Source organism: Nocardia sp. NPDC055053 (assembly GCF_053608285.1).
In genome coordinates this window covers 44953-55195 of record NZ_JBSGVD010000040.1, presented here as the reverse complement: position 1 = coordinate 55195, position 10243 = coordinate 44953, and the positions used below count along the sequence as shown (strand labels likewise).

Below are 10243 nucleotides of genomic sequence, written 5' to 3'. Positions count from 1 at the left end.
GCGACGACGCAGCTCGCACCGGCGCCTGACCGGCGGGACAGGAGGGGCCGCGACCTCGAGCGCGCCAGCGCTCCAATAAACGCTGGCAGACTGGACGGGTGAGAGACAAGCCCGCGGACCTGCCCCGCGGACCCCTGCGCCCCATCGAGCTGGCCACCGGCGCCGTCATGGCCGGCCTGACCGTCGGTCTCATCACCGTCGGCTCCCTGGTGCCGATGGCCGCGGCCCTGCAATTGGTCGCGGCGGTGCCGCTGGGTCTGCTGGCCCACCGTTATCGGTTGCGCGCCCTGGTGACCGCAACCATCGCCGCCGGACTGGTCACCTTCGTCGCGGCGGGTCTGATGCCCGCGCTCGGTGTCTTCGGCGCCGCCACCGTCGCTGGCATCATCGGCGTCGTGAAGCGCCGCGGTGGCGGCCTGCCCGCCGTGCTGGCTCTCGCCGTGGTGGCGGCCGTGTGCTGGGGGCTGTTCTCGGTGGGCTTCCTGCTGGTCTTCGCACGCACCAGGCAGCTGTTCTTCGACGCGATCAGCAATACCGCCGAAGGCATCCAGAACCTGGCGGCCAGGCAGGCCGCACTCGAACCCCTGGGCCGGGCCGCCGCCGAGGCCACCGCCGCGGTGCTGCGCTGGTGGTGGCTCTATCTCGGCGCCTCTGTCGCCCTCGGCGTGCTGGTGAGCACGATCGTGTCCTGGTATGTGCTCGGTTCGGTGCTGGACCGCCTTGCCTGGCTGCCCGGCAGCGACCGCCTCGACGCACCCGACGACGACCGCCCGGTCGGCCCGCTCCCGGTCACCCTGCACGGCGCGGGCTATCGCTACGCGGGCGCCACCGCCGACGCGCTCTCCGATATCGATCTGACGATCCACCCTGGCGAGTTCGTCGCCGTGGTCGGCCACAACGGCTCGGGCAAGTCGACCTTGACCCGGGTACTCGCGGGCAGGCCGCCGACATCGGGGGCGGTCAGCAGGTCCGGTTCGGCCGGACTCGGCGAACTGGGCGGCACCGCGCTGGTGCTGCAACGGCCGGAGAGCCAGACGCTGGGCGTCTCGGTGGCCGACGATGTCGTGTGGGGACTGGCGGCGGAGCTGGCCGCCGAGGTCGATGTCGACGCGCTGCTGGCCGAGGTCGGCCTCGACGGCATGGGCAGGCACGAGACCGCCACCCTGTCCGGCGGCCAGCAGCAGCGCCTCGCCGTCGCCGCCGCGCTGGCCCGTCGACCCGCCCTGCTCATCGCCGACGAGGCGACCTCGATGATCGATCCCGACGGCCGCCGCGACCTCGTCGCCCTGCTGGCCGAACTGCCGCGCAGGCACGGCACCGCGGTCGTCCTGGTGACCCATCACGAAGCCGACGCCGTCGCCGCCGACCGGGTGATCCACCTGGCGAACGGCCGCATGGTCGACCATCTCGCCAGCTGGCCGCGGCCCGCGCGCGACCAGCGCCGCGGCCCGATGGGCGCGCCCATCCTCGAACTTGCCGACGTGCGCCACACCTACAACCGCGGCACACCGTGGGAGGCGCCGGCCCTGCACGGCGTCGATCTGTCGGTGCGCCAGGGCGAGGCACTGCTGATCGTCGGCGGCAACGGCTCTGGCAAGTCGACGCTGGCATGGATCATCGCCGGTCTCATCGCGCCGAGCTCGGGACGCTGCGAGCTGCGCGGCGATCCGGTCGACAAGCAGATCGGCCGGGTTGCCCTGGCCTTCCAGCACTCCCGGCTGCAGTTGCAGAAGCAGACCGTCGGCGCCGAGATCGCCGACTGGGGCGGGCGCGCGACCGGCTCCGGCGCGGTCGGGCGGGCGCTGGACGCGGTCGGCCTGGATCGCCGTCTCGCCGCCCGTTCGGTCGAGGAACTCAGCGGCGGGCAGGCCAAGCGGGTGGTGCTCGCGGCGATGGTGGCGAGTCATCCGCAGGTGGTCGTGCTCGACGAGCCGCTGGCTGGCCTCGATCCGCAGGGCCGCGCCGAGATCGTGGAACTGCTCGCCCGGCTGCGGGATTCGGGGCAGACCCTGATCGTCATCTCCCACGATGTCTCCGATGTGGCCGCGGTGTGCGACCGGACGGTGCATCTGGACGCGGGCGTCGTCGTCGAGACCGCTGGCGCGCGGCGGCCGGTCGGCGCGCATCCGGCGCCGATCCTGCCGGGCCGCACGGAAACCGTGTGGCGCCTGGATAATCCGCCGCACAACGAACCGGGAAGCGGGGTCGCGCGATGAGCGAGCGGCAAACCAACACAGCCACCTCGGTGGTCATGCCGGAGCCGAGCGGCAGCGAGGTGCAGGCATGAGCACCGTTTTGCTGCGTGAGGTCCCCGTCGACAGTGTCGTGCACCGGCTGTGGGCAGGCACCAAGATGATCGCCGCCTTCCTGATCAGCCTGGTGCTGATGTTCCGGCCGATGTGGCCGGTGCTCGGGGTGATGATCGCGTTCCTGGTGGTGATCTGGGTGCTTGCCCGGCTGCCGCTCGGCACGCTGCCCCGATTGCCGTGGTGGTTCTGGGGATTGGTGCTGCTCGGCGGTCTGATCAACGCGCCGACCGGCATGAAGGCCGTGCTCGTGTATACGCAGGTGGTGGTGTTCGGCCTGGTGCTGGTGGCCGCCTCGCTGCTGATCGCGTACACGACGCCGATGGGCGAGGTGGCGCCCGCGCTGGCGAAACTCGGTGCGCCGCTGCGCAAGCTGCGCCTGCCGGTGGACGAGTGGGCGGTGGTCGTCGCGCTGACATTGCGCGGGTTGCCGCTGCTGCTCGACGAGATCCGGGTGCTGCGCGCGGCCCGCAAACTGCGGCCCAAGGACAACCTGCTGCACCGCGCCGCCGACAACAACCCGCTCATCGACATCCTCACCGCGTGCATGGCCGTATCGACCAGGCGCGCCGGCGAACTCGGCGAGGCGATCACCGCGCGCGGCGGCACCGGCATGCTCACCGCGCATCCCAGCTCGCCGACCCGCCGCGACGCGATCGCGCTCGGTGTCGTTGTCGCGGTGTGCGCGGGCGCGGTCGCGCTGAACGCCGTGCTCTGAACTCCGGCGCGCGGCCTCCCTCGAGCCGGGCGGTGAGCGGGCGATACTGGCTGGCGTGACCGACAGCGAACGCGCGGTACCCGCCTGGCAACGGCCTTCCGAGGGCGAATCCCGGTTGTCCGCCACCGCCGCGATCCTGGCGATCGTGATGGTGCAGGTGCTGCTGCCCAGCGAGTTACTGCCCTCGCCGGCGTGGCTGCTGCCGATCCTCGAACTGGGTGTGCTGCTGGTACTGATCATCGCCAACCCGAGCCGGATGGATCGCGAGGAACCGTGGATCCGCGGCCTCAGCCTGTTGCTGGCGGGGTTGATCAGCCTCGCCACGGCGGTGTCGGCGCTGCTGCTGTTGCAGGCCATTTTCGCCGGCGTCGATCAGGCCGCCGGGACGCTGCTCGGTAGCGGGGCGCTGATCTGGGCGACCAATGTCATCGCGTTCTCGCTCTGGTACTGGGAGTTCGATCGCGGCGGTCCGGCCGCGCGCGCCACCGGCCGGAAACCTCTACCGGACTTCATCTTTCCGCAGATGCAGGATTCCACGCTCGGCGGCAAGGACTGGCGTCCGGAATATCTCGACTACCTCTACCTGGCCTTTACCAACGCGGCCTCGTTCGCTCCCGCCGACGTCCTGCCGCTGTCGCGCTGGTGCAAGATGATGATGACGGTGCAGTCCATCACTTCCATGGTCATCGGCGGCATGATCATCGCGCGCGCGATCAACATCATCCGGTAGTCGCCGCCCACGGTTCGCCATAGCGATCACGGATGAAAAATCTCAGGTTTAAAATTGAAATTCGCTGTTCCGCAACCGCTGAGCAGGCTATCGTTCAAATCGAAATCGAGCTGGACAACCGCTTCACGCGCCGTCGCTAGCTTCTTGGGGGAGCCACCTCTCGGCGCCTTTCGTTTGGGTACGTCACCTGATGGACCAGATGGGAATCGTTCACATGATCATCCGCAAAATCGCCGCCGCGGCCATTCCGGTCCTGGCGGTAGCGCTGGTGGGCACGGGCGTGGCAAGCGCCGATCCGGTTACGCCGGACGTCGAGTACCGCACCGAACTCATCGGCAACACAGTCGTCACCACCCTCACCCACGGCACCTTCGTCATCAACGGCGGCACGGTCGACATTCGCGACGAGGCGGGTGCGACCCTGGTCTCACTGCCGCTCTCGGTGCGTGACGGCAGCCTGGAATACCCGCTGCCGCACACGGTTCGCGAAGACAACCGGGTGCTCGAGCTGACCGCGGTCAAGGACGTCGCCGCGGCCAGGCCCAACCTGACGCCCGTGGCCTCGCCCGCGGAGAACTCTGCGGCACAGGCCAACTTCGCGTCGACCTTCGGTCTCGCCACCGCCATCGGCAGTTTCGTCGGCATGGCGATCGGCGCGGTCATCGGCCTCGTCGTCGGCGCGGCGGCAGGCGGCGTCGGCGCACTCCCCGGCCTGATCACCGGTGCCTCCGTCGGCGGCATCATCGGCACCATCGTCGTGGGTGGGCCCACCCTCGTCATCGCGGGCATGGATCTGATCAACACACTGATGGCGCCGCCCGGCACCACCCAGTGGGCGCAGAAATAGTCTGCGCGACAACCTGATTGCTTGTCGCACCGACGCCTACACTGGCGTCGGTGCGACAAGGCAACGGACTCGACATTCCCGACGACCTCGGCGATCTGTGCGCGCCCGACCGGATGGCGCTGATCGTCTACGACATGCAGGTCGGCGTGCTCGGCCAGCTGCCCGACGGCCAAGAGGTCGTGGAGCGGGTAGTGCGCGTGGTCGAAGCGGCCCGCGGCGCGGGCTATCCGGTGATCTTCCTGCGGCACTTCTTCCCGCCGCGCCGCCTCTCCGGCGTGTACGCGATGCGCCTGCTGATGGGCTGGCAGCACGCGGAATCCATCGACGACGTGCAGTTCATCCTCCAGCGTGATACCCCGGCCTTCGAGCTGGTGCCGGAACTGGTGCCGCGCGAAGACGAGCTGGTGCTGGACAAGATGACGATGTCGGCCTTCGAGGGCACCCCGCTGGCCGCGCTGCTGCGCGATCTGAAGATCGGCGCCTACGCCATCGCGGGTGTCGCACTGGAGATCGGCATCGTTCCGACCGTGGCGCATTCCACCGACCTGGGTTTCGTGCCCGTGGTGATCGGCGACGCCTGCGGCGGTCGCGACAAAGAGGCGATGGCACGGGCCTACGACGAATTCGCGTTCCAGGGCAACGCACTGGTCACCGATGTCGCGACGATCACCGGCCTGATGGCCGGGAACTGACCGCGCGGCAAACTTTCAGCTCCCGCTCCGGCGGGCCGGTGGCAACCGGCCCGCCGGGACAGACTCACGCCTGATCGCGGATGGCCTTCTTGGCTGCTTCCTGGGCGGAGTCGACCTGGCCGGAGAACTTGCCGCCGGTCTTCGCGTCGACCACGTCACCGGCCTTCTCGATCACGCCGTCGACCTTGTCCGCGTGCTGGGCGGCCAGGTCCATCGCCTTACCCGCCAGGTTCTTGAAATCCACCGTGCACTCCTCGCTGATTTCGAACTCCAGTCTCGAGCGCACCAGCGCTCCACAACGCGATCACCCTAGCAACACCACAGCTTTCGCGTCGACGGCATCAGCCGCGCGACCGCGTCACACCGTCCCACACGGGATGCCACAGCCGCCCGGTATCGGTCCAGGCCTGGAAGCGCACAGTGCCGGTGAGTTTCGGTGTCACCCACTGGGCATCGCGGCACTCGTCGGCGGTCATCTCGTTGACGAACGGCGAACTCGCGCGGTGCAGCCGGTGCAGCTCGGCCGCGATGCGCCGCGCCTGCTCGGTGTCGAACCCGGTGCCGACACGGCCGACGTAGACGAGCCCGTTCTCGTGCGGTATCCCGAGCAGCAGGGATTTGAACTCCCGCTTGTCGCTGCGCCGCCACCCGCCGACCACGACCTCCCGCGACCGCCAGTTGCGCTGCTTGAGCCAGGTCTGGCCGCGCTTGCCCGGCTGGTACACCGAGTCGATCCGCTTGGCGACGACCCCCTCCTGCCCCTGCTCGCCGCTGGCCCGCATGGCCTCGGCACCCGAACCGTCCAGCAGTTCCGAGACATTCATCGACGGCGCCAGCCTGCCGAGCGCCTCGAGTACCGACCGCCGGTCGCTGTACTTCTTGCGCAACAGGGAGGTGCCGTCGAGGTAGAGCACGTCGAAGGCAACGAACACCGCGCGCGCCGAATCCGCTTGCAGTGCAGAGATATCCGAGAGGCCGTTCGCGTCGAGTACCACCGCCTCGCCGTCGAGCACCACCCGGTGCCCGGCCAGTTCGGTGCCGAGCGCGGCCAGCCGTGGATATCGGGTGGTCACGGTGTTGCCCGCCCGGCTGCGGACGGTGACGGTGCCGTCGTCGATCTCGACGATCACCCGGAAGCCGTCCCACTTGGTTTCGAAGGCCCACTCCCCCGCGGCCAGTGACTCCACCGCACCGGCGGTGGCGAGCATCGGCGAGAGAGCACGCGGGAAATCGTGGGAGCCGCTGTCCACCAAGGGTTCTCGCCGGACCTGTTCGCGCATGTAGTGCATCAGCCACTGGTCGCCGTTGGTCTGGATGAACGCGTAGCGGCCGTGCAGGCGCTCGCCGTCGAGTTCCACGATCACCTCGTCGTCGCGCCATTTCTCGGTGACGTAGGTGCCCGAGTCCCAGATCGTCATCTCGCCAGCGCCGTACTCGCCCTTCGGGATGGTGCCGTGGAAGTGCAGGTATTCGAGCGGATGATCCTCGGTGCGCACGGCGAGGCGATTGTTCTTCGGCTCGGTGGGCGGGCCCTTGGGCACCGCCCACGAGGCGAGGACGCCGTCGCGTTCCAGTCGCACATCCCAGTGCAATCGGCGGGCGTGGTGTTCCTGGACGACGAAGCGGTCACCAGGGCCGGGTGCGGGCGCGGTGGCGGGCACCGGTTCGGGGGTGCGCTCGGGATCGCGCATGCTGCGGTACTTGGTCAGTGCGTCGGGGCCGCTCGGCAGCGGCGGATCCAGTTCGGCCAGCAGGTCGCCGTCGGCTTGCCAGCGGGCAAGTACCTCGTCGAAGCGCAACTGGCGCAACGCTTTCGCGTCCTCGATCTCGGACCAGCCGCGCGGAGCCGCGGCATTGGGCTCGGTGCGACCTCGCAGCGAGTACGGGGCGATGGTGGTCTTGGCCGCGTTGTTCTGGCTCCAGTCCAGGAACACCTTGCCCGTGCGAGCCGACTTGGCCATCGTCGCTGTCACCAGATCCGGGTGCAGCTGTTCGAGATTGGCGGCCACCTGCTTGGCGACGGTGGACGCGCCGCGCGAGCTCACCGTCCGGTCCAGCGGCACGTAGACATGAATTCCCTTGCTGCCGCTGGTCACCGGGAAGGCATGCATGCCGATGCCCGCGACCATGTCGCGCACGGCCAGCGCGACCCGCGCGCATTCGGCCAGTCCCGCACCGGGGCCCGGGTCGAGATCGAAGACGATCCTGGTCGCCGGGCCGCGCTGATCGCCGTCGAATCGCCATTGCGGCACATGGACTTCCAGCGCCGCCTGCTGGCCGAGCCAGGCCATGCCCGCCTCGGAATCGATCAGCGGGTAGACCACCTTGCGGCTGGAATGCTCGATCGCGCGGCGCTGGATCCAGGCCGGCGCGTGCTCGGGCAGGTTCTTCTCGAAGAAGTCGGGATGATCGACCCCGTTGGGCCACCGTTTCCTGGTGACCGGCCGCCCCGCGATGTGGGGCAACATGGCCTCGGCGATCGCCGAATAGTAGGCGATCACTTCGCCTTTGGTCGTCCCGGTCGCCGGGTACAGCACCTTGTCGAGGTTGCTGAGCTCAACCTCGATGCCGGGCTCCCCCGGCGGACCCCGGAACTCCCGGCGGACCATCGACGCGGTTCGGCGGCGGGGACCGAAGTGACCCGGCCCCCGCGCACCGAATCAGGCCTGCGGCCCCGGATCGGTCGGCGCGGGGCCGCCAGGGGTGGCGCCGGGCGTGGTGCCGGGGCCCGGCTTCGGCGGGGTGGCGCCGGGGGCGGTATTCGGCGGGGTGGTGGTGCCGGACGCGGGGCCCTGACCGGTGCCTGGCTGCGGCGGAACGACCTTCTTGGCCGCGTCCTTGCCCTTCTCGATCTTGTCGCTGTACTTGCCGCCGGTCTTCTCATCGATGAACGTGCCGGCCTTGTCGACCGCTTCGTTGATCTTGTCGGCGTTCTGCTCGACCGCCTCCTTGCCCTTCCCGAGCAAGCCCTTCAAGGTATCCACGAGACTCATCTGCCGATGTTCCTTTCCCGTTTTGGCGCGATTGCCCGTCGCTACGCGAAGCCGAAAGGGTTCACTCCACATCCTCCCACCACGAAACCCGTGGTGGGAGGTCATTCGGAACCACCCGCTCGCCCGGCTTGGGCACTACAGTGCGGGTACCCGCTTCGGCCGCGGCGGACACCAACCGGTGCACCGGCTCCGACCATCCGTGGAAGGCGAGATTGAACGTGGCCCAGTGGATCGGCACCAGCAGGCCGTAGCCCGCGTCGCCAAGGCACAGGTCGGCGTGCGCGCGCACCGCCTCCTCCGGGTTCATGTGCACGTCGGTCCAGCGCTCGTCGTAGGCGCCGATCGGCAGCAGCGTCAGATCGAAGGGGCCGAGGACAGCGCCCGCCTGCGAGAACGCCTTCGTGTAGCCGGTGTCGCCGCCGAAATAGACCCGCTTGGTCGGCCCGGCCAGCGCCCAGGACGCCCACAGCGTGGTGTTGCGGACCAGGCCGCGGCCGGAGAAATGCCTGGCCTCGGCGCAGGTGATGGTGAGACCGCGGTCGTCGGCGTCGTGGCCGAGGGAGACCGAGCCGCCCCAGTCGAGCTCGATGATCCGGTCCTCGGGCACACCCCAGTGCCGCAGGTGCGCGCCGATGCCGGTCGGCACGACGAACGGCGCGAGCTGCGCGCGGACCAGTTCGTCGACGGTGGCCTTGTCGAGGTGGTCGTAGTGATCGTGGGAGATGATCACCGCGTCGACCCTGGGCAGCGACGACAGTTCGCCGGGCACCGGATGCAGCCGAGCCGGACCGACCAGCGGGGACGGCGAGACGCGCTCGCTCCACACCGGGTCGGCCAGCACGCGGTAGCCGTCGAGTTCGACGAGCGCGCTGGCGTGCCCGTACCAGGTCACCGCCAGCGGCGCTGCCTCCGCAGGCACCGCGGGGGTGACCAGTGGGACCGGACGCGACGGCCTGCCGACCCGGCCTTTGGTGAGCCCCGACCACAGCAGCGAGGGCGCGGCGCCGGGAGCGAGCATGCTGCTCGGCTCGGTGTTGTGGAAGCGGCCGTCGCGAAACGACGACTTGCCGAGCGCGGTCGGCTCGATGGCCGCCGGTCCTGCGCCGATGGCCGTTGACAGCCCCCACACCGCACGCGCCATCCAGGCGAGCCCGAGCGTGCTCGCCACCGACCCCGCAACACGTGCGAGCCGCATCAGCGGCCCACGAACTTCGCTGGGCGCTTCTCCTGCCGAGCCATGCGGCCCTCCTTCGCGTCGTCGCTGGTCCACGCCGCTTCCAGCGCGGCCCGCTGCTGGGCACTCGCCGGTTCGCGGGTGCCGTCGTCGTTGAGCATCAGCTTCATCGCCCGCAGCGAGAGCGGGGCGAGCGCGGCGATCGACTTCGCCCAGTCCTGCGCGTCGGCGAGGGTGCCGAGCTTGTTGGCGAAGCCGAAGGCGTAGGCATCGGTGGCCGTGACCGGGTCGGCCGCGAGCAGGATCGTGCGGGCCGGGCCGCCGCCGATCAGCGAGACCAGCCGTGAGACCGTCCAGCGGTCGACCGAGATGCCGAGTTTGGCGGCCGGGACCGCGATGTAGGCGTCGGGTTCGAGCACCCGCAGGTCCGAGGCGATCGCCAGCTGCACGCCCGCGCCGAGCGCGCCGCCGTTGATCGCCGAGATCACCGGGACCGGCAGGGCTTCGATCGTGTGCAGCATGTCGAGCAGGCCGGACAGGAACGTCTCGGAGTACACGCCGGACAGGTCGGCGCCCGCGCTGAAGATCGGGCCGCGGCCGGTGAGCACGATGACCCGCGCGCCCTGTTCCACCGCGTCGAGCATCGCGGCACGCAGCAGGCCGACCAACTCCTCACTCAGCGCGTTGCGCCGTTCCTCGCGCTGCAATTCGATGGTGATCACGTCACCATCGCGGGTCACGCCGAGCATGCATCCTCCCCAGAAGTACCGGACACCTTTGGTG

At 69.6% G+C, this 10243-nt stretch carries 10 protein-coding genes; 5 read left to right on the top strand and 5 right to left on the bottom strand.

Annotation, left to right across the window (positions count from 1 at the left end):
• Positions 1-98 precede the first annotated feature (98 nt).
• The 5 genes from ACWF82_RS29485 to ACWF82_RS29465 all read left to right on the top strand — a co-directional run bounded on the left by ACWF82_RS29485 (position 99) and on the right by ACWF82_RS29465 (position 5293).
• Entirely contained in the window at positions 99-2216 is a 2118-nt protein-coding gene (locus ACWF82_RS29485) for an ATP-binding cassette domain-containing protein (RefSeq protein ID WP_452506428.1), read from the top strand.
• A 67-nt stretch (positions 2217-2283) separates the two neighbouring features.
• On the top strand, positions 2284-3024 hold the full coding sequence (locus ACWF82_RS29480) for an energy-coupling factor transporter transmembrane component T family protein (protein WP_452506426.1): 741 nt from the start codon (positions 2284-2286) through the stop codon (positions 3022-3024).
• 148 nt (positions 3025-3172) lie between these two features.
• A complete protein-coding gene (locus tag ACWF82_RS29475; RefSeq protein ID WP_452506436.1) occupies positions 3173-3754 on the top strand; it encodes a hypothetical protein in 582 nt (193 codons plus the stop codon).
• Positions 3755-3968: 214 nt separating this feature from the next.
• On the top strand, positions 3969-4601 hold the full coding sequence (locus tag ACWF82_RS29470; protein ID WP_452506424.1) for an ammonium transporter: 633 nt from the start codon (positions 3969-3971) through the stop codon (positions 4599-4601).
• 50 nt (positions 4602-4651) lie between these two features.
• Positions 4652-5293, top strand: coding sequence for a cysteine hydrolase family protein (locus ACWF82_RS29465; protein WP_452506422.1), 642 nt, complete (start codon positions 4652-4654; stop codon positions 5291-5293).
• Positions 5294-5357: 64 nt separating this feature from the next.
• Here the strand turns inward: ACWF82_RS29465 and ACWF82_RS29460 are convergent, their stop codons facing one another.
• The 5 genes from ACWF82_RS29460 to ACWF82_RS29440 all read right to left on the bottom strand — a co-directional run bounded on the left by ACWF82_RS29460 (position 5358) and on the right by ACWF82_RS29440 (position 10209).
• Positions 5358-5537, bottom strand: coding sequence for an antitoxin (locus tag ACWF82_RS29460; protein ID WP_452506420.1), 180 nt, complete (start codon positions 5535-5537; stop codon positions 5358-5360).
• A gap of 97 nt (positions 5538-5634) precedes the next feature.
• Positions 5635-7902 carry an ATP-dependent DNA ligase gene (locus ACWF82_RS29455; protein WP_452506418.1) on the bottom strand — a complete coding sequence of 756 codons (2268 nt, stop codon included), beginning with the start codon at positions 7900-7902 and terminating at the stop codon, positions 5635-5637.
• Between the two features lie 51 nt (positions 7903-7953).
• Positions 7954-8286, bottom strand: a complete 333-nt coding sequence (locus ACWF82_RS29450) for an antitoxin (RefSeq protein WP_452506416.1) — start codon at positions 8284-8286, stop codon at positions 7954-7956.
• A 61-nt stretch (positions 8287-8347) separates the two neighbouring features.
• A complete protein-coding gene (locus tag ACWF82_RS29445) occupies positions 8348-9481 on the bottom strand; it encodes an MBL fold metallo-hydrolase (RefSeq protein ID WP_452506414.1) in 1134 nt (377 codons plus the stop codon).
• Positions 9481-10209: an enoyl-CoA hydratase gene (locus ACWF82_RS29440; RefSeq protein WP_379309778.1), complete on the bottom strand. Its 729-nt coding sequence runs from the start codon at positions 10207-10209 to the stop codon at positions 9481-9483. Before ACWF82_RS29440 ends, ACWF82_RS29445 begins: the two co-directional genes overlap by 1 nt.
• Between the last annotated feature and the right edge of the window lie 34 nt (positions 10210-10243).